Origin of the sequence: Streptomyces sp. NPDC008092, assembly GCF_042957285.1 — a bacterium.
Classification (GTDB): Bacteria; Actinomycetota; Actinomycetes; order Streptomycetales; family Streptomycetaceae; genus Streptomyces.
Map to the genome: position 1 here is coordinate 75,738 of NZ_JBIBHY010000010.1, position 18,726 is coordinate 94,463.

17 protein-coding genes and 1 tRNA gene are annotated in these 18,726 nt (G+C 70.7%); 12 read left to right on the forward strand and 6 right to left on the reverse strand.

Translation table 11 applies throughout. From position 1 onward, the window contains the following. Positions 1-24 precede the first annotated feature (24 nt). From ACFZB3_RS30250 to ACFZB3_RS30290, 9 genes are all read left to right on the forward strand, one after another. The gene (locus tag ACFZB3_RS30250; RefSeq protein WP_391380799.1) at positions 25-921 is read left to right on the forward strand and encodes a hypothetical protein; all 897 of its coding nucleotides are present in this window, start codon (positions 25-27) and stop codon (positions 919-921) included. A gap of 335 nt (positions 922-1,256) precedes the next feature. Then, complete coding sequence (locus tag ACFZB3_RS30255; RefSeq protein WP_391381442.1) at positions 1,257-2,006, forward strand: DUF1775 domain-containing protein; 750 nt, start codon at positions 1,257-1,259, stop codon at positions 2,004-2,006. Positions 2,007-2,194: 188 nt separating this feature from the next. Continuing rightward, positions 2,195-2,851: an SCO family protein gene (locus ACFZB3_RS30260; protein ID WP_391380801.1), complete on the forward strand. Its 657-nt coding sequence runs from the start codon at positions 2,195-2,197 to the stop codon at positions 2,849-2,851. A gap of 14 nt (positions 2,852-2,865) precedes the next feature. Next, positions 2,866-3,345 carry a copper chaperone PCu(A)C gene (locus ACFZB3_RS30265; RefSeq protein WP_391380803.1) on the forward strand — a complete coding sequence of 160 codons (480 nt, stop codon included), beginning with the start codon at positions 2,866-2,868 and terminating at the stop codon, positions 3,343-3,345. 13 nt (positions 3,346-3,358) lie between these two features. Continuing rightward, the gene (locus ACFZB3_RS30270) at positions 3,359-5,410 is read left to right on the forward strand and encodes a copper resistance protein CopC (RefSeq protein WP_391380805.1); all 2,052 of its coding nucleotides are present in this window, start codon (positions 3,359-3,361) and stop codon (positions 5,408-5,410) included. 8 nt (positions 5,411-5,418) lie between these two features. Beyond that, on the forward strand, positions 5,419-6,699 hold the full coding sequence (gene efeB, locus ACFZB3_RS30275) for an iron uptake transporter deferrochelatase/peroxidase subunit (protein ID WP_391380807.1): 1,281 nt from the start codon (positions 5,419-5,421) through the stop codon (positions 6,697-6,699). Between the two features lie 133 nt (positions 6,700-6,832). Beyond that, entirely contained in the window at positions 6,833-7,768 is a 936-nt protein-coding gene (pheA, locus tag ACFZB3_RS30280) for a prephenate dehydratase (protein WP_391380809.1), read from the forward strand. A 530-nt stretch (positions 7,769-8,298) separates the two neighbouring features. Continuing rightward, positions 8,299-9,576 carry a serine--tRNA ligase gene (serS, locus tag ACFZB3_RS30285; RefSeq protein ID WP_391380811.1) on the forward strand — a complete coding sequence of 426 codons (1,278 nt, stop codon included), beginning with the start codon at positions 8,299-8,301 and terminating at the stop codon, positions 9,574-9,576. Beyond that, positions 9,573-10,370: a Cof-type HAD-IIB family hydrolase gene (locus ACFZB3_RS30290; protein WP_391380813.1), complete on the forward strand. Its 798-nt coding sequence runs from the start codon at positions 9,573-9,575 to the stop codon at positions 10,368-10,370. The genes serS and ACFZB3_RS30290 overlap by 4 nt, the downstream gene beginning before the upstream one ends. Before the next feature lie 72 nt (positions 10,371-10,442). On the opposite strand, the gene ACFZB3_RS30295 is transcribed toward ACFZB3_RS30290, so the two are convergent. From ACFZB3_RS30295 to ACFZB3_RS30320, 6 genes are all read right to left on the reverse strand, one after another. Further along, positions 10,443-10,548: transfer RNA gene (locus tag ACFZB3_RS30295), tRNA-OTHER, on the reverse strand. 305 nt (positions 10,549-10,853) lie between these two features. Then, on the reverse strand, positions 10,854-11,072 hold the full coding sequence (locus ACFZB3_RS30300; RefSeq protein ID WP_391380815.1) for a hypothetical protein: 219 nt from the start codon (positions 11,070-11,072) through the stop codon (positions 10,854-10,856). A gap of 79 nt (positions 11,073-11,151) precedes the next feature. Next, positions 11,152-11,871: an ABC transporter permease subunit gene (locus tag ACFZB3_RS30305; RefSeq protein ID WP_391380817.1), complete on the reverse strand. Its 720-nt coding sequence runs from the start codon at positions 11,869-11,871 to the stop codon at positions 11,152-11,154. A gap of 10 nt (positions 11,872-11,881) precedes the next feature. Then, positions 11,882-12,793: an ATP-binding cassette domain-containing protein gene (locus tag ACFZB3_RS30310; protein ID WP_391380820.1), complete on the reverse strand. Its 912-nt coding sequence runs from the start codon at positions 12,791-12,793 to the stop codon at positions 11,882-11,884. After that, entirely contained in the window at positions 12,790-13,698 is a 909-nt protein-coding gene (locus tag ACFZB3_RS30315) for an ABC transporter permease subunit (RefSeq protein ID WP_391380822.1), read from the reverse strand. The genes ACFZB3_RS30310 and ACFZB3_RS30315 overlap by 4 nt, the downstream gene beginning before the upstream one ends. After that, complete coding sequence (locus tag ACFZB3_RS30320; RefSeq protein ID WP_391381444.1) at positions 13,688-14,653, reverse strand: ATP-binding cassette domain-containing protein; 966 nt, start codon at positions 14,651-14,653, stop codon at positions 13,688-13,690. Before ACFZB3_RS30320 ends, ACFZB3_RS30315 begins: the two co-directional genes overlap by 11 nt. Before the next feature lie 236 nt (positions 14,654-14,889). Here ACFZB3_RS30320 and ACFZB3_RS30325 point away from each other — a divergent pair, with 236 nt between their 5' ends. From ACFZB3_RS30325 to ACFZB3_RS30335, 3 genes are all read left to right on the forward strand, one after another. Further along, positions 14,890-15,750 carry a M24 family metallopeptidase gene (locus tag ACFZB3_RS30325; RefSeq protein ID WP_391380824.1) on the forward strand — a complete coding sequence of 287 codons (861 nt, stop codon included), beginning with the start codon at positions 14,890-14,892 and terminating at the stop codon, positions 15,748-15,750. Beyond that, positions 15,747-17,507, forward strand: a complete 1,761-nt coding sequence (locus tag ACFZB3_RS30330; RefSeq protein WP_391380826.1) for an SDR family oxidoreductase — start codon at positions 15,747-15,749, stop codon at positions 17,505-17,507. The genes ACFZB3_RS30325 and ACFZB3_RS30330 overlap by 4 nt, the downstream gene beginning before the upstream one ends. Before the next feature lie 231 nt (positions 17,508-17,738). Next, entirely contained in the window at positions 17,739-18,686 is a 948-nt protein-coding gene (locus tag ACFZB3_RS30335; protein WP_391380829.1) for a MerR family transcriptional regulator, read from the forward strand. Positions 18,687-18,726: the final 40 nt, after the last annotated feature.

Here is an 18,726-nt window from a genome sequence, read left to right on the forward strand (position 1 = left end):
GTCCAGTGCGATGATGAGCCCGCCATGACTGCCCCCCACCCGCGCACGGCGCGCACCGGAAGCGGACTGCGGCTCCTGCGGGCCGCGGTGTTCGCCGCGCTCTGCGTGGTGCTGGCCGCGGCGGGGCACACCCTGGCATCCTGCGCGACCGTTCCGCTGTGGACGCTCGGCGCGGGCTTCCTGGGCACCCTGGCCCTCGTCGCCCCGCTGGCCGGCCGGGCCCGCTCGCTGCCCGGGATCGTGGCGCTGCTCGCGGTGCTCCAGACCGTGCTCCACACGCTGTTCGGGCTCGGTCAGCACGGCGGGTCCATGATGTCCGGCGGCTCGATGTCGTCCGGCGGCTCGATGTCGATGTCCTCGATGTCCGCCATGCCGTCGACGACGGCCGTGTCGGCGCTGTCCATGAGCGACGCCTCGCTGGTGGAACGGGCCGCCCGGCTGGTGTGCGGGGCCGGGGCCGCGCAGATCAGCCCCGCCCACGCGTACAAGATCCTCACGGACGCGCATCTCAGCGCCTCGGCCCCGGCCGCCGGCGCGAGCGGGGCGGCCCGTGCCGCGGACGCCACCGCGGCCTCCGGCTCGCTGCTGCCTTCCCTGCCCATGCTGCTCGGACACGTCCTCGCGGCCGTCGTGGCCGGCTGGCTGCTGCGCCGGGGCGACCTGGCGCTGCTGCGGCTGATCCAGTTGTCGGCCGATTCGGCGCACGGGGTCGCCGAGGGGGCGCTGATCCGTTCCCTGCGTGGGGCGCTCGCGCTGGCGCGTGCCCTGTGCGCCGGGCTCGTGGCCGTACCCGAGGCACCCGCGCGTGGCCGTCGCAGCGCCTGGGACATACCGCCCGCCCCGCGCACCGTCGCACTCCAGCACTCGGTGATCCGGCGCGGGCCGCCCGCGGCCGCCGCCGTACTCGTTCTCGCCGCCTGACACGACGCGACCAGAGCACCACTCCCCGGGGTCCGCCCGGATCCGGAGGGGCCGGCCGCCGTCGTGCGGCACACGCGCGTGCGCTTTCCGACGGCCGCTTCCGACCTCCGACTTCCGGTCTCCGACCTCCGACCTCCGACTTTCGATCTTCGACTTGCGACTTCCGACCTTCGGTTTTCGGCGTTCGACTTCGACTTCGGCTCTCGGCTCTCGGCTTCGGTTTTCGGCTTCGGCTTCGGCTTCGGCTTCGGCTTTCGGCCTTCGGTCTGTCACGCGCCCCCTCAACGACAGAACTCACTCGGAGTGGAGTGCTCCCTGCCATGAAGGCTTCCGCCATGAAGGCCTCTCGTATCGCCGCCGTCGCCGCCGTCACGGGCACGGCCGTGCTGGCCGTCTCCTCGCCCGCGTTCGCGCACGTCAGCGTGCAGCCCGAGGGCACCGCCGCCAAGGGCGGCTACGCGGTCATCGACTTCAAGGTCCCCAACGAGCGCGACGACGCCTCGACCACCAAGGTCGAGGTCAACTTCCCCGCCGACCACCCGATCGCGTCCGTGATGCCGCAGCCGATGGCCGGCTGGAAGATCGACGTCACCAAGTCCAAGCTGGCCAAGCCGCTGGAGATGCACGGCGAGAAGATCGACCAGGCGGTCACCAAGGTCACCTGGACCGCCGAGGACAAGGGCATCGAGCCGGGCTACTTCCAGAAGTTCCCGCTCTCCGTGGGCGCCCTGCCCGAGAACACCGACGAACTGGTCTTCAAGGCGGTCCAGACGTACTCCAACAACGAGGTCGTCCGCTGGATCGAGGTCCAGCAGGAGGGCCAGGACGAGCCGGAGAACCCGGCCCCGGTCCTCGCGCTGTCCGCCGCCACCGACGACCACCACGGGTCCGCCACGGCCGAGGACACGGCCGAGGAGACCTCCGCCAAGACCGAGACCACCGCCTCCGACGACGCAGGTTCCGCCGGCGGCAGCGACACCACCGCCCGCGTACTCGGCGTCGTCGGCATCGTCGTCGGCGCGGCCGGGGTCGCCTACGGCGTCCTCGCCGGCCGCCGCCGGTCCACCACCGGCACCGAGGCCTGAGTTCCGCGTCCGTAACGCGCACAGGGGGTCGTGCGACGCTGTCGTACGACCCCGACAGCCGCGGTTCGTCAGCTGCGGTTCGTCAGCCGGATTCCGCCAGCCGGAGTCCGTCGCTGCCGCAGCTGTCGGACAGCTGTCGTACGGCCCCCCGGTGCGCGCCGGATCTCTCACATCTGGGACATTTTCGTATGCGCAAGAAGACGTTCGCCGCGGCCGCGCTGCTCGCCGCCGCCACCCTGACCCTCTCCGCCTGCGGCAGCGGCGACGACGACGCGAAGTCACCCGTCACCGTGGTCTCCGGAGACACCTCGAACAAGGCCGCGACCATCCTGGACACGCCGTTCGAGAAGCCGGACCTGGTGCTCACGGACACCCACGGCAAGAAGTACGACCTGCGCGCGGAGACCAAGGGCAGGCCCACGCTGGTCTACTTCGGCTACACGCACTGCCCCGACGTCTGCCCGCTGACCATGAACAACATCGCGGTCGCCAAGAAGGCGCTGTCCAAGGCCGAGCAGGCGAAGCTGCGGATCGTGTTCGTCACCACCGACCCGGCCCGCGACACCCCGTCCGAGCTCGGCAAGTGGCTCAAGGGCATCGACCCGAGCTTCGTCGGGCTGACCGGCGACTTCGCCACCATCCAGGCCGGTGCGCGCACCCTCGGCATCTCCATCGAGCCGACCCACAAGGACAAGAAGACCGGCAAGGTCGTCTCGGTGCACGGCACCCAGGTCATCGCGTTCTCGCCGAAGACCGACGGCGGATACGTCCTCTACGGCGAGAACGCCACCGTCGACGACTACACCAAGGACCTCCCCAAGCTGATCCTGGGGGAGAACCCGTGAAACCCAGGAAACCCGTGAAACCCCTCGCCCTGACCGGGATAGCCGTCGCGGGGACTCTTGTCCTCGCGGGCTGCGGCGGCTCGGGCTCGTCAAGCGCCTCGGGCTCCTCCGGCTCCTCAGGGGCCGAGTTGTCCGTCGGCGCCTCCTACATGCCTCAGCCGGTCTCCGCCGACATGGCCGCCGGTTTCCTGACGATCACCAACAAGGGCGGCACGAAGGACGAGCTGACCTCCGTCACGAGCCCCTCCGCCGGTGAGATCACCATGCACGAGACCAACGGCGGGGCGATGGAGGAGGTCACCTCCTTCCAGGTGCCCGCACACGGTCAACTCGTGTTCAAAAGTGGTGGCAACCATCTGATGTTCGAGAAGCTGAAGCACCGCCCCGAGCAGGGCGACACGATCACCTTGAAACTCAAGTTTGCCGAATCCGGTCCGCTCACCGTCGAGATGCCGGTGAAGTCCGCCACGTACAACCCGTCGACCGGACACTGAGGGAGGACCGACCTTGATGCGGACCATCACCCCCCGCCTGCGCACCCTGGTGCTGCTGTTCCTCGCCGTCACCGGCGCGCTGCTGGCCGGCGCCGGGCCGGCCTCGGCGCACGCCGCGCTGACCGGCAGCGACCCCTCCCAGGGGGTGGTGGTCACCAAGGCGCCCGACCAGGTCTCGCTCACGTTCTCCGAGAACGTGTCCATGAACGACAACTCGATCCGGGTCCTGGACCCCAAGGGCAAACGGGTCGACCTGGCCAAGCCGGGCAACCTGAGCGGGACGACGTACGGCGTGCAGCTCAAGAGCGGGCTGGGCAAGGGCACGTACACCGTCGCCTGGCAGGTCGTCTCGGCGGACAGCCACCCCGTCGCCGGCGCCTTCACGTTCTCCGTCGGGGCGCCCTCCACGACCGTCGCCTCGGTCGGGGACCAGGAGGCGGGCGGCGGGGTCGTCGGCTGGCTCTACGGCTTCGGGCGGTACATGTCGTACGCCGGGTACATCGTGCTCGTCGGCGGCGCCGCCTTCGTCCTCGCCTGCTGGCAGCGCGGCTCCGGCGTGCGGGCCATGCAGCGCCTGGTCGTCGGCGGCTGGCTGACGCTCACCGCCGCCACCCTCTGGCTGCTGCTCCTGCGCGGCTCCTACACGACCTCCGGCAGCGTCGGCGACATCTTCGACCTGAACCTCCTCGGCCAGGTCCTGCAGACCAAGACGGGCGCGGCCCTGGTCTCCCGGCTGCTGCTGCTCGCGGCGGCCGCCCTCTTCATCGCCGTCCTCTTCGGTGCCTACGACAAGCGCGAGGAAGAGGAGAAGCGCGACCTGACCTTCGGGCTCGCCATCGGCGGGACCGTCGTGGCCGCCGGACTCGCGGCGAGCTGGGCCATGGCCGAGCACGCCTCCACCGGGCTCCAGCCGGGCATCGCCATGCCGGTCGACGTGATCCACCTGCTCGCCGTCGCCGCCTGGCTGGGCGGCCTCACCGCACTGCTGGTCGCCCTCTACCGGGCACCCGCCGACGCCCCCGTCGAGTCCGCCGCCGTCCACCGCTTCTCCCGCGTCGCCTTCGGGTCGGTGCTCGCGCTGGTCGCCACCGGCATCTACCAGTCCTGGCGCCAGCTCGGCTCCTGGTCGGCGTTCACCGACACGGCGTACGGCGAGCTGCTGCTGGTCAAGATCGGGCTCGTGGCACTGCTCGTCGGCATCGCGTCCATCTCGCGACGGTGGACGGGGCGGCTCGCGGCTGCGGGAGTGACGGAAGCGGAGACGGAGACGAAGGCCGCCGAAGAGGAAGAAGAGGACGAGGCGGCTGAGGAGAGGGGGGCGGAGGGGACGAAGGAGACGGTCAAGGCGTCCGTCGCCACGAAGGAGGCCTCCGGCAAGGCCGCCGAGTCCGGCACCGGCATCTCTGCTGCCGCCGGCATCTCCGCTGCGTCCGGCACCGGCGTCTCCGGCAAGGCCACGTCCGCCGATGGCAGCCCCGAGCGGGCCGCCCAGCTCGCCCGGCAGCAGTCCGCCATGGACACCGCCCGGCAGAAGCGTCTCCGGGACGCCGACCCGCACCGCTTCGGCCTGCGCCGCTCGGTGCTCGCCGAGGCCGGGGTCGCCGTCGCCCTGCTCGCGGTCACGACCGTGCTGACGCAGACCGAGCCGGGCCGTACCGAGCAGGACGCCAAGGCAGCCACCGCGGCCGCCTCGTCCTCCTCGGCATCGAGCTCGTCCTCGGGCGGCGCGCTGACCCTCGACATGTCCTTCGACACCGGCGGCACGGACGGCAAGGGCGTCGTCCGCGTCGACCTGGACCCCGCGACCGTGGGCAGCAACGAGATGCACGTCTACGTGCAGCGCCCCAACGGCCGGGCCTTCGACATCCCCGAGGTGAAGGTCGCCTTCACCCTCGACGCGAAGAAACTCGGACCGCTTCCCGTGAACCCCGACCACATCACCACCGGGCACTGGGCGGCCAACGGGGTGCAGATCCCCATCGCCGGCGACTGGAAGGTCTCCGTCACCGTGCGGACCTCCGACATCGACCAGGTGACCGTCTCCAAGAACGCGCAGATCGGCTGAACCGCACCATGCCCGAACAGTCCCAGTCCGTCCACGAGGCCCGTACCCCTGCCGCCGAGGTTCCCCCAGCCGGGGGCGTCAGCCGGCGCGCGCTGCTCGGCACCGCCGGGGCCACCGGGCTCGTGCTCGGCGCGGCGGGTGCGGGCGTCGGCTACGCGGCCGCACCCGCCCAGGCCACCCCGCTCAGCTCGGTGGGCTCCGACCGGGCGATGTTTCACGGGAAACATCAGCCGGGCATCACCGAGGGCCTCCAGGCGCGCGGCCATCTCGTCGCCTTCGACCTGGCGGCGGGCGCGGGCCGTACCGAGGCCGCCGCGCTGCTGCGCCGCTGGTCGACGACGGCCCAGCAGTTGATGGCGGGCGAACCCATGACGCAGGACGACACGGACGTGGCCCGGGACGCGGGTCCCTCGGCGCTGACGATCACCTTCGGCTTCGGCAACAGCTTCTTCACGCGTACCGGCCTGGAGAAGCAGCGGCCGTCCTCGCTGGACCCGCTGCCCGACTTCTCCTCCGACCACCTCGACAAGACCCGCAGCAACGGCGACCTGTGGGTGCAGATCGGCGCCGACGACGCCCTGGTCGCCTTCCACGCCCTGCGTGCGGTCCAGAAGGACGCGGGCAGCGCGGCGAAGGTCCGCTGGCAGATGAACGGCTTCAACCGCACCCCGGGCGCCACCGCCCACCCCATGACGGCCCGCAACCTCATGGGCCAGCTGGACGGCACTCGCAACCCGAAGCCGACGGAGGCCGACTTCGACAAGCGGATCTTCGTACCGGCGAGCGGTTCGAGCGACCCGGCGTGGATGGCGAACGGCTCATACGCTGTCGTACGCCGGATCCGCATGCTCCTCGACGACTGGGAGAAGCTGTCGCTCACGGCCCAGGAGAACGTGATCGGGCGGAAGAAGTCGAACGGGGCGGCGCTGACCGGCGGCACCGAGACGACGCCGATGGACCTGGAGAAGGCGAGGTCCGACGGGGAGTACGTCGTCCCGGTCAACGCCCATGCCCGGATCACCCGGCCCGACCAGAACGGGGGCGCGGCCATCCTGCGGCGCCCGTTCTCGTACCACGACGGCATCGGCGCGGACGGGACGCCGGACGCGGGGCTGCTCTTCGTCTGCTGGCAGGCGGATCCGCTGCGCGGGTTCGTGCCGCTGCAGCGGAAGCTGGACCGCGGGGACGCTCTCTCGCAGTACATCCGGCACGAGGCCAGCGGCCTGTTCGCGGTGCCGGGTGGTGCGGCCGCCGGGGAGTACGTGGGGCAGCGGCTGCTGGAGGGGTGACATCGGCCCGTCGCGCGTTACCGCAGTGGTTTCTGATCACTATTGGTGCGTTCCCGGGTTTCAAACCACCCGGTCGAGTGGATCCGATGAGACAAGTGAGCCGGGTCTCCCTGCGCCCATTAGGGTGAGGGACATGCCAGCGAGCTATGCGTATCTCGGTCCCGAAGGCACCTTCACCGAAGTCGCCCTGCGCACGCTTCCGGAGGCCGCCACCCGGGAGCTCATCCCGTACGTCTCCGTGCAGTCCGCGCTGGACGCCGTACGCAACGGCGAGGCCGAGGCCGCGTTCGTGCCGATCGAGAACTCCGTCGAGGGCGGGGTCACCACGACCCTCGACGAGCTGGTCGCGGGCAAGCCGCTGATGATCTACCGCGAGGTGCTGCTGTCGATCACCTTCGCGCTGCTGGTACGCCCCGGCACCAAGATCTCCGAGATCAAGACGGTGACCGCCCACCCGGTCGCCCAGCCGCAGGTCCGCAACTGGCTGCGGGCCCACCTCCCGGACGCCGTCTGGGAGTCCGCCGCCTCGAACGCGGACGGCGCGCGCCTGGTCCAGGAGGGCCGTTACGACGCCGCCTTCGCCGGCGAGTTCGCGGCCGAGCGGTACGGCCTGGAGGCCCTGGAGACCGGGATCCACGACGCGGAGAACGCGCAGACCCGGTTCGTCCTGGTCGGCCGCCCGGCCCGGCCCGCGGCCCCGACCGGCGCGGACAAGACCTCGGTGGTGCTCTGGCAGAACGACGACCACCCCGGCGGGCTGCGCGACCTGCTCGGCGAGTTCGCCACCCGGGGCATCAACCTCATGCTGCTGCAGTCCCGGCCGACCGGCGCCGGCATCGGCAACTACTGCTTCTGCATCGACGCCGAGGGCCACATCTCCGACCGGCGGGTGGCGGAGGCACTGATGGGGCTGAAGCGGATCTGCCGCCAGGTGCGGTTCCTGGGCTCCTACCCGCGGGCGGATGTCAGTCCGGGCGAGACCGTGGGGCCCACGCTGCCGGGGACGTCGGACGAGGAGTTCGTCGCGGCCTCGGACTGGGTGGCGCGCTGCCAGGACGGCCGCTTCTAACCGGTCGTACTCTCATATCTTCGTTATCCACAGGGGTTATCCACAGGTGCCCATCTCGACCTGGGGACAAGTCGACAGCGACGCATGAGTCTGTCGACAAATCGCCCTACGGGCCATCGGCACGACCCCGCTCGCCCACATCACCCTTCGTCCACTCGTTTCCCATGGTTCATCTTTTGGAGCGATGCCTTTCCACTCGAAAGAGGGTGTTGTCACGGTTTGAACCGGGAATTCCTCTCTTCACAGGTTGCTCGCGGAGTGATCAATCCCGAAGTCCACACCTCGTCCACACACCCTGTGGATAACTCTCGCGAGGGCGCGGATCCCTGTGGACAACCGCGCCCCCAAGTCCCGCTCTCCACAAGGGAATCCAGTCAACCGCAGGCCTCGCGCATGACCCGTCCCAGGGAGTGAGGCACTTTTTATTGACACGCTCGGCAATTCCCCCATAACGGAACGTAAGCCGCGATTCGGAACACGTACCAATAGTGATTCGTGAGGGGCAACCCCGCACCGGTAGCCTTGGCTGCGTGATTGACCTTCGCCTGCTCCGTGAGGACCCCGACCGTGTGCGCGCGTCCCAGCGCGCCCGTGGAGAGGACGTCGCGCTCGTCGACGCCCTCCTCTCTGCCGACGAGCGGCGCAGGTCCTCCGGCGTCCGCTTCGACGAGCTGCGCAACGAACAGAAGTCGCTGGGCAAGCTCATCCCCAAGGCCTCCGGTGACGAGAAGGCCGAGCTGCTGAAGAAGGCCGGCCAGCTCGCCGCCGACGTCAAGACCGCCGACGCCGAGCGCGACGCGGCCGACGCCGAGACCCACGAGCTGCTGCTCAGGCTCGGCAACCTCGTCCACCCCGACGTGCCCGTCGGCGGCGAGGAGGACTTCGTCACCCTGGAGACGCACGGCACGATCCGTGACTTCGGTGCCGAGGGCTTCGAGCCCAAGGACCACCTGGAGCTCGGCCAGCTGCTCGGCGCGATCGACGTCGAGCGCGGCGCCAAGGTCTCCGGCTCCCGCTTCTACTTCCTGACCGGCGTCGGCGCCCTCCTTGAGCTGGCGCTCGTCAACGCGGCGATCGCCCAGGCCACCGAGGCCGGCTTCACGCCGATGCTGACCCCGGCGCTGGTCCGCCCGCAGTCCATGGCGGGCACCGGCTTCCTCGGCCAGGCGGCCCAGGACGTCTACCACCTCGACAAGGACGACCTCTACCTGGTCGGCACGTCCGAGGTGCCGCTGGCCGCGTACCACATGGACGAGATCATCGACGTCGAGCGGCTCCCGCTGCGCTACGCCGGTTTCTCGCCCTGCTTCCGCCGCGAGGCCGGCTCGCACGGCAAGGACACCAAGGGCATCTTCCGCGTCCACCAGTTCGACAAGGTGGAGATGTTCTCCTACGTCGCGCCCGAGGACTCGGATGCGGAGCACCAGCGTCTGCTGGCCTGGGAGAAGCAGTGGCTGACCTCGCTGGAGCTGCCGTTCCGGGTGATCGACGTCGCCACCGGTGACCTCGGCGCCTCGGCCGCCCGCAAGTTCGACTGCGAGGCGTGGATCCCGACGCAGGGCAAGTACCGCGAGCTGACCTCGACGTCGGACTGCACCGAGTTCCAGTCCCGCCGGCTGTCCATCCGGGTCCGCGACGGCAAGCAGGTCAAGCCGCTGGCCACGCTCAACGGCACGCTGTGCGCCGTACCGCGCACCATCGTGGCGCTCCTGGAGAACCACCAGCAGGCCGACGGGTCGGTGTACGTCCCCGAGGTGCTGCGCCCGTACCTGGGCGGCCGGGAGGTCCTGGAGCCGGTGTCCCGGTGAGCTTCCCCTACGGGCTGATCGCCACCGACCTCGACGGGACGCTGCTGCGCTCCGACGAGTCGGTCTCCCCGCGCACCCGTGAAGCGCTCGCCGCGGCCACCGCGGCGGGCGCCGCACACATCGTCGTCACCGGCCGGGCGGTCCCCTGGACCCGGCACATCCTCGACGACCTCGGCTACGAGGGCCTCGCCGTGTGCGGCCAGGGGGCGCAGGTCTACGACGCCGGGGCGCACCGCCTCCTCACCTCCGTGACCCTGGACCGGCAGCTGGCCGGGGTCGCCCTCGCGAAGATCGAGGCGGAGGTCGGCCCGTTGTACCTGGCGGCGAGCCGTGACGGCCTCGACGGCGACGTGCTGGTGGGGCCGGGGTACGCGGTGAAGGGTCATCTCCCGTCGATCCCCTTCACGGACGTCGCCGACCTCTGGGCGGCGCCGCTGAACAAGATCTACATACAGCACCCGCAACTGTCCGACGACGAACTCGCGGAAGCGGCCCGGCAGGCTGCCGGGGGCTTCGTCACGGTGGCCATGGCGGGCGAGGGCATCGTGGAGCTGCTGCCCCTCGGTCTCTCGAAGGCGACGGGTCTCTCACTGGCCGCGCGCCGGCTGGGCCTCAAGTCCGCCGACACGATCGCCTTCGGCGACATGCCGAACGACATCCCGATGTTCGCCTGGGCGGCTCGGGGCGTGGCCATGGCCAACGCCCACGAGGAGCTTCGCGAGGTGGCCGACGAGGTGACGTCCTCCAACGAGGAGGACGGGATCGCGGTGGTGTTGGACCGCCTGCTGGGATGACCGCCGTAGGCAGTCTCGACCAGCCCCAGCCCTAGCCCTGTCTGTCGGCCAAGTCCCAGTGACAACGTTTTGCGGAGGATGCACGGATCGAACGTGCGCGGGCTTTCCAGGCCCGACCATGACTCGCTTTCCATCAAACACAGCGCAAGCCAGTGCCTTACCACTCGGCCAATCCTCCGGGTGGGCGGCCCACGCGAGAGCGACCATCGCGTGCTCGAAGCGGCCGCCCCGGGCAGCTACACGGCGACCCGCCGAAGGCTGCCCTGACGGGAGCGGGACGTACTGTCGTGCATGGACATCGTCCGGCTCCTCTCCCAGCTCGTGGCAATGCAACGAGTGTGTCCTGGCCTGGAGTTGGGCGCCACCGAATTAACTGACGTCAACTGCAGCGCGCCCCGTGAGGGGCGCTGGGGGTACCCCCGGCCGAAGGCTGGGGGAGGAACTGCGCGACCGGCCCCCACCGGCCCGCAGCCGAAGAACCGCCTACCGGCGCCACCACTTGCGCCGCCCCTTGCTGAAGAACCACCCGGCCGGAGGCTCGTCCGAACGCCACGGCTGCGGCTCGGGTTTCTCGGCCTTCCAGCGAGCCGCCAGCATCCGCGCCCGCGCGGACGGCTCCGCCGCCCCCGCCGACCGTATGAACTCCTCGTCCAGCGCCACGCCGTCCCAGTCTGCGTCGGCGTCCCGGAAACCCTCGGCCATCCCCGTTCCTCTCCACAGAACATCCCCTTTGCCCAGTGTGCCCGGGCCCGGATGAAGCCCCCGTCAATAAAGCGGGCGTCTACTCCTCGCCCGCCAGCGTCAGCGAGCGCAGCTTCTGACCGGCGTACCAGGTCGCCAGGACGGTCACCACGACCAGCAGCACCGTGCCCGTCGTCAGGGAGACGTCGGATGTGACCAGGTCACCGCCGGTCACCTTGTGGGCGACCGCCAGGGACCACTGCTGGACGCTCAGCGTCCGCGCTCCGGGGACCAGGGAGCCGAACAGGGCCTCCCAGACCAGGGCGTAGACGAGCCCGAAGACCACCGCGTGCCGCGACACCGTGCCGAGCAGCAGGAAGAGCGCGGCGTAGGCGATGGAGGCGACCAGCGCGGCGACCGTGTAGGCGACGGCGATCTGCTGGCCGTTGCCGTTGAGGATGAAGCCCGCGATCAGGGTCGGCAGGGCGGAGAAGACCATCGTCACGGCGATCGCCACGGTCAGCTTGGTGAGGATGATCGTCGGCCGTTTGATCGGCTTGGACAGCAGGTACACCACCGAGCCGTCGTCGATCTCCGGACCGATCGCGCCGGTGCCGGCGATGACGCCGATGATCGGCACCATGGTGGCGAGCCCGAGGCCCCCGAGCAGATCGGCGGCCGTCTGGTCGTCGGCGCCGGCGAGGCCGCGGACGACGACGGAGATCGCGATCAGCAACAGGGGCAGCGCGCCCAGGATGAGGGCCCGACGGCGGCCGAGCAGGGCCCGGTAGGTGAGCCGGGCGACTGTGGGGTCGTACATCTTCGGCCTCCTACGCCGCGACCAGATACGAGAACACGGATTCGAGGGACTCGTCGGACGGCGAGACCGTGAGCAGCCGGATGCCGTGGTCGCGGGCGACCTTGGGCAGCAGGGCGGTGAAGCGGCCGAAGTCGACGGCCTGGATGCGCAGTGCGCCCTCGGCGAGGTCGACTTCGATGCCCGAGGTGGAGGGGTCGGCGATGAGGGCGGCCGCGAGGGCGCGGTCGTCGCTGGAGCGGACCAGGTAGCGGTGCGGGCGGTCGGTCATCAGGCGGCGGATCTTGCGGAAGTCGCCGCTGGCCGCGTGCCGTCCGGCGACCACGACCTCGATGTGCCAGGCGAGTTGCTCGACCTCTTCGAGGATGTGGGAGGAGAAGAGGACCGTGCGGCCCTCGTCGCCCATCTTCCGCAGGAGTTCCATGAGCTGCATGCGCTGGCGCGGGTCCATGCCGTTGAAGGGCTCGTCGAGGAGGAGCAGCGACGGCTCGTGGACCAGGGCGGACGCCATCTTCACGCGCTGGCGCATGCCCTTGGAGTACGTCGAGATCCTGCGGTCCTGCGCGTACTCCATCTCGACCGTGGCGAGGGCCTTCTGGGCCGCCTTGGCGCCGAGGCCGTGCAACTCGGCGTTGGCGACGACGAATTCGCGGCCGGTGAGGAAGTCGTACATCGCCTCGCGCTCGGGGACGATGCCGATGTGCTTGTAGATGGCCTCGTTGCGCCAGGTCGGCTGCCCGTCGAGGGTGACCGTGCCGGTGGAGGGGGCGAGGAAGCCGCCCATCATGTTGATGAGGGTGGACTTTCCGGCGCCGTTGGGGCCGAGGAGGCCGGTGACGCCGGGGCCGATGGTCATGGTGATGTCGTTGACGGCGACCACGTTGCCGAACCAGCGGGAGACGTGGTCGATGGAGAGCGTGGTCACAGTCCCACCTTCTTGTAGCGGCGCAGCAGAAGGCCGTAGCTCGCGGCGATGAGGCCGAGGACGACGAGCAGGTACACCGCGCCCTGGGCGTGGGAGGGTCCGTCGCCGCCCGGGAAGGTGTTGGTGCCGCCGAGCAGGGCGGTGCTCAGGCCGCCGATCAGGGTGACCGGCGAGAACAGGCCGATCCACGGGATGGCGCCGGTGCTGCCCTGGGAGTCGGCGATGGCCTGGAGGGTGGAGACCGCGCCGTAGGAGATGGTCAGTACGGCGATCACGGCGGCGATGCCGAAGCCGCGGCGCGGGGTGACCGACGCGATGACCAGGCCGATGCCGGCGAAGAGGAGGGACAGCAGGGCCACCGACACCAGTCCCTGGCCGAACCCCTTGCTCTGGTGGGCGAAGTCCATCTTGGAGAGCAGGGCGCCCACGTACAGCACGACCAGCGGGGCGCCGGTCAGGATGAACATCGCGGAGGCCAGGGCCGCGAACTTGGCCTGGACGTAGTCGGCGGTCTCGATGGGCCGCGAGAAGTACAGCGGGATGGTCTTGAAGCGCAGGTCGCGGGAGACGGCCTGGGGTGCCTGCGAGGCGACGTACAGGCTGATGACGGCCTGCATGATGATCGCGTACCGCGTGTAGGTCACCGGCAGGTCGTGCGCCTTGGTGGCGACGGCGACGGCGACCATGATGGCCGCCGGCACGCACATCACCGCGAACAGCAGCATCGGCAGCACCTTGGACTTCACCGAGCGGCCGAGGCCGTAGGAGCCGCGCAGGGTCTGCGAGTAGAGGGACAGCCGGGCGTACGCGCGGCCCAGGCGCGGGCCGTCGTAGCCGCGATAGCCGATGTCGTGGATCCGGGACTGGTCACCCGCCGGGGTGGCCAGGGGCTGCTCAACCGCCATGGACGGCCGCCTCCTTCCGCTGCTCGTCGTCGCTGGTGAAGACCTCGGAGATGTGGTGCCGGCGCTGCTCCATGCGCACCAGGCCGAGGCCGAGGTCGGCGACGACGTCGCGCACGAGGTCGTACGTCTCCTCTCCCTGGGCGGTGAGCAGCAGGATGTGGCCGGCGCCGGGGAGGCCGCCGCCCTCGTTGTCCGTCTCCACCCCGCGCGCGTGGAGCGCGTCGCGGACCGCGCGGGTGCCGTCCGGGTGCTCGTCGCTGTCGGTGACCTCGATGGCGAGGGTGGTCGTGGACTGCGTGAAGTCGGTGGTGGAGCTGGAGCGCAGCAGCTTGCCGCCGTCTACGACGACCACGTGGTCGCAGGTGCGTTCCAGTTCGCCGAGCAGGTGCGAGGTGACCAGGACCGAGATGCCGAAGTCGGTGTGGATGCGGCGGATCAGGCCGAGCATCTCGTCGCGGCCGACCGGGTCGAGGCCGTTGGTCGGCTCGTCGAGGAAGACCAGCTGCGGGTCGTGCACCAGGGCCTGGGCGAGCTTCACGCGCTGCTTCATGCCGGTCGAGTAGCCGCCGATGGGGCGGTACCGCTCCTCGTAGAGCCCGACGTGGCGCAGGGTGTCGGCGGTGCGCTCGCGGGCGGCGGCGGGCGGCAGGCCGGACATGCGGGCCATGTGCACGACGAACTCGGTGGCCGAGACGTCGGGCGGCAGGCAGTCGTGCTCCGGCATGTAGCCCACGCGCTCGCGGATGGCGGCGCCCTTGGTCGCGACGTCGAGGCCGAGCACTTCGGCGCGGCCCTCGGTCGCAGGGGACAGACCCAGCAGGATCTTGATCAGGGTGGACTTGCCGGCGCCGTTGGCTCCGACGAGTCCGGTCACACCGGGTCCGATGTCCACGGACAGCCGGTCGAGCGCGGTCACCCGGGGGAACCGCTTGCTCAGGCTTTCGGTCGCGATCACAGTCACGCCATAGAAGGTAGTGACCCGCGCCACTGGGGTCGTCAGACCTTGGAGCCGTCTTCACATCACTCTCGAGTATTACGGGGCCCTAGGGGATCCCCTGCCTGAGAGCTACGCAGAGTTATCCACAGGCCTCGCCCTCGCTATTGACGTCGCCTCTAACAACTGTCACATTCACCAGTGTCAAGTTACGGGCACGTACCGCAGTCGACGGAGACGGGGACGGGACGGGGCGGATGACGACGGCAGTGGTTTCGGCAGTGGCATCGAAGGAAGAACGCGCCACGGAGCTCAGGGGTTTCCGGCGGGTGCAGCAGCTCGCGTACGAGTGCGCGGAGGCGGTCGCCGCCCGGCTGGAGCCGGGGATCACCGAGCGCGAGGCGGCCCGGATGCAGCGCGAGTGGCTGCGCGCGCGGGGCGTACGGGACTGGTTCCACCTCCCCTTCGCCTGGTTCGGCGACCGCACGGCGTTCACGGACTTCCGCATACCGCTGCAGTTCTTCCCGACCGACCGCCGGCTCGCGCCCGGCATGCCGTTCATCCTGGACCTGGCCCCGGTGTACGAGGGGTACACGGCCGACATCGGCTACTCCGGCTCCCTCGGGCCCAACCCCGTGCAGGACCGGCTGATGGCCGACCTGGAGGCGCACCGGGAGCTGATCCTGCGCGAGGTGCGCGAACGGCGCCCGCTGCGCGAGATCTACGAGGACGTGGACCGCCTCATGGTCCGCCAGGGCTACGCCAACCGGCACCGCGCGTACCCCTTCGGGGTGATCGCCCACAAGGTGGACCGGGTGAAGCAGCGCCGCTGGTCACCGCACCTCTTCGGGTTCGGCACCCAGTCCCTGAAGGGCCTGGCGGCGGACGCCCTGCACGGCCACCGCGAGGGCTGGTCGCCCCTGTGGTCGCCGTACCGCTTCTCCGACCACCCGCCGCAGCCGGGCCTGTGGGCGGTCGAACCACACCTCGGCTTCCGCGGTACGGGCGCCAAGTTCGAGGAGATCCTCGTGGTCACCGACTCCCGGGACCCCGAGCAGAGCGCCTTCTGGCTGGACAACGATCTGCCGCACGTGCGGCGCTGGGCGGAGGACAAGTGACCGGGATCGAAGGCGCACGCGAGCGCCGGGTGCGCACGGGCGGGGTCGACCTGTGCGTGGCGGAGCTGGGCGACCCGGCGGACCCCACGGTCGTCCTCGTCCACGGCTACCCGGACAGCAAGGAGGTCTGGTCCGAGGTCGCGGCCCGGCTCGCCGGCCGTTTCCACGTCGTCCTGTACGACGTCCGCGGCCACGGCCGCTCCACCGCCCCGAAACCCCTGCGCGGCGGCTTCACCCTCGCCAAGCTCACGGACGACTTCCTGGCGGTGATCGACGAGGTCAGCCCGGACCGCCCGGTGCACCTCGTCGGCCACGACTGGGGCTCGGTGCAGTCCTGGGAGTTCGCCACGGTGGGACGCACCGAGGGCCGTATCGCCTCCTTCACGTCGATGTCCGGGCCGTCCCTGGACCACTTCGGGCACTGGATCAACGCGCGCGTGCGGCGCCCGACCCCCCGCCGGGTGGGCCAGCTCCTCGGCCAGGGCGCCAAGTCCTGGTACGTGTACATGCTGCACACCCCCGCCCTGCCCGAACTGGCCTGGCGCGGCCCCCTCGGCAAGGCCTGGCCGAGAATCCTGGAGCGGGCCGAGAAGCTCCCCCCGGGGGACTACCCCACGTCCTCCCTGCCCTCCGACGCGGCACACGGCGCCTGGCTGTACCGCGACAACGTACGGCCCCGGCTGCGCCGCCCGCGCGAGGACGCGTACGCGCACGCGCCCGTGCAGCTCATCACGCCCCTCGGCGACGCGTTCCTCTCCGAGCGGCTGTACGACGACCTGGAGCGCTGGGTGCCCCGGCTCACCCGCCGCACCCTGCCGGACAAGCACTGGATCCCGCGCACCCGGCCGGACCAGGTGGCGTCCTGGATCGAGGAGTTCGTGACATCGGTGGAGGACGGCCGAAGCGCTGAGCCGAAGCCCGCCGACCGCCATGCCCAAAGGTTCGGGGGCCAGTTGGTCCTGGTCACCGGCGCGGGCAGCGGCATCGGACGGGCGACGGCGTTCGCGTTCGCGGAGGCGGGCGCGCGCGTGGTGGCGGTCGACCGGGACGCGGAGGCGGCGGCCCGCACCGCCGAGCTGTCCCGGCTGGTCGGCGCGGCGGACGCGTGGGCGGAGACGGCCGACGTCTCCGACGAGCAGGCCATGGAGAAGCTCGCGGAGAAGGTCCACCGCGAGTACGGCGTCCTGGACGTGCTGGTCAACAACGCGGGCATCGGCCTGTCCGGCTCCTTCTTCACCACGACGACGGAGGACTGGCGGCGGGTCCTGGACGTCAACCTCTGGGGCGTGATCCACGGTTGCCGCCTCTTCGGGGCCCGCATGGCGAACCGCGCCCAGGGCGGCCACATCGTCAACATCGCGTCGGCGGCGGCCTACCAGCCCTCCCGCGCCCTGCCTGCCTACAGCACCTCCAAGGCGGCCGTCCTCATGCTCTCCGAGTGCCTGCGCGCCGAACTGGCCGCCCAGCGCATCGGGGTGACGGCGATCTGCCCCGGGCTCATCAACACCAACATCACCTCCACGGCCCGTTTCACGGGGGTCGACGAGGAGGAGGAACGCCGACGGCAGCAGCGGTCGGCCCGGCTGTACGGCATGCGCAACTACCCGCCGGAGAAGGTGGCTTCGGCGATCCTGGAGGCGGTGGAACACAACCGCGCGGTGGTACCGGTGACACCGGAGGCAAGAGGCGCGAGGTGGCTTTCGCGGGTGGCACCGGGGGTGTTGAGGAGGCTCGCGCGGGTGGAGCCGAAGTTGTAGCGGGCCGTGGTCCAACCAGGTCCGTGATCCAACTGCGGGTACGCGGGGGCTGATCGCGCAGTTCCCCGCGCCCCCAGAAAACGTAGCTGCGGGCAGGCGTGCCGCAGGGCGGCACGGGTGGGCGCTGGGGGTCCCCCCGGCCGAAGGCTGGGGGAGGCACCCTGCCAGCGCCGGTAAGCGCCCCCACCCCGCCCCGGCCCCACCCACCCGCACCAGCCAAGGAACCCCCACATGACCGACCCCCCGGCCACCCCCTCCTACCGCATAGAGGACCTGGCCCACCTCTCCCGCACCACCGTCCGAACCATCCGCGCCTACCAGGACAAAGGCCTCCTCCCCCGCCCCGAACGCCAGGGCCGCGCCAACCTCTACTCCGACGCCCACCTCACCCGCCTCCACCAGATCGCCGACCTCCTCGCCCGCGGCTACACCCTCGCCTCCATCAAGGAGTTGCTCGACGCCTGGGACACCGGCCGCGGCCTGGCCGGCGTCCTGGGGCTGGTCACCGAGGCCGAGGGCCCCTGGACCGACGAGGAACCGGTGCGCCTGTCCCGCGCCGATCTCGACGCCCGCTTCGGCGGCACCCCCGACGACACGGCCGTCGCCGAGGCCGTGGCACTCGGCGTACTGGAGCCGGTGGACGGCGACCCCGACTCCTTCCTCGTCCCCAGCCCCCAGGAGCTGGCCGTGGCAGCGGAGTTGTACGCGGCGGGCGTCCCCCTCTCCGCGATCGCCGGGCACCTGAGGGAGTTGAGGGTGCAGGTCGAGCACATCGCGGCCCGTTTCCTGGAGTTCACCACCGAGCACGTCTTCGCCCGCTACCTCGACGACCCGGACCACCGCACCGACGCCGGCGCGGCCGAAGCGGCCTCGCTGGTACGCCGGCTGCGCCCCCTGGCCCAGCAGACGGTGGACGCCGAACTGGCCCGTGCCATGCGCCTGTTCGCGACTCGCGAGGTGCGTCGGCGACTCGGTGCGGGGGAGCAGCCGAAAACCCCGGACGAGACGCGTCCCGTGTCCCTCCCCGCCGACACGATTCAGGCCGTACGGCGGCTCGTTGGCCCGGACCGCATCGCCGAGTTCGTCGCGACCGCCGCCGAACGCGAGGTCCGGGCCCGGCGTTTGGACGCGCTCTCCGCACATCACGTCCCTGTTAACGATCTTGACGAAACACCCTGAACTGCCCAGCACTTGTCCACAACTCGGCCAATTTCCTTGT